The organism is Corynebacterium sp. ACRPO, from assembly GCF_022347205.1.
In the GTDB taxonomy this organism is placed as follows: domain Bacteria; phylum Actinomycetota; class Actinomycetes; order Mycobacteriales; family Mycobacteriaceae; genus Corynebacterium.
Genome location: NZ_JAKRNE010000043.1, coordinates 1 through 661, shown reverse-complemented (window position 1 = coordinate 661; position 661 = coordinate 1). Strand labels below are relative to the sequence as shown.

At 46.7% G+C, this 661-nt stretch carries 2 rRNA genes; both read left to right on the top strand.

Going from position 1 to position 661, the window contains the following annotated elements:
* Positions 1–104, top strand: a 16S ribosomal RNA gene (locus tag MHY22_RS11500); the annotation flags it as partial.
* A gap of 465 nt (positions 105–569) precedes the next feature.
* Positions 570–661: ribosomal RNA gene (locus MHY22_RS11495) — 23S ribosomal RNA — on the top strand; the annotation flags it as partial.

The following is a 661-nucleotide window of genomic DNA, read 5'->3' as shown; positions in this document are numbered from 1 at the left end:
GGTGGCCCAAACTTGTTAGGGAGCCGTCGAAGGTGGGATCGGCGATTGGGACGAAGTCGTAACAAGGTACCCGTACCGGAAGGTGCGGGTGGATCACCTCCTTTCTAAGGAGCTTTTATTTTTCGGGTGCAGTTGCACCCTGTGGTTGGTTGAGTATGCGAGTGTCATGCTGCCAACTTTTATTGTTGAAAAATTGTCCGGGTGAAACACACATCTTATGAGACATGACCAAGTGTTTGAATGGCGCTTTGTGACACACGTTGTCCATGCACAGTTAAACGAAAAATATGTTGTTTGTATGTTGGTGCATTGTTGGGTGTCTGGGGCATTATCCCCCTTTTTTGTGCCTGACCATGTGGCTTGTTGACACTGCCTGTGTTGGCTGGTTGTGGTTGGGGTGTTGTGTGAGAACTGTATAGTGGACGCGAGCATTAAACACGCATTAAATGGATTGCTTAATTGTGGTTTGTTTGTGTGTGTTTGTGTGATTTCTTTTTTCTTTAATCAATTTTTTGTCAAGTTCACTTGTGTGGCCACCCGCATGATTTTTGTTGTGTGTGGTGGTTTGTGTGTTCGTTATTAAGGGCGCATGGTGGATGCCTTGGCATGCTGAGCCGATGAAGGACGTGAAAGGCTGCGTTAAGCCTCGGGGAGTTGTCAA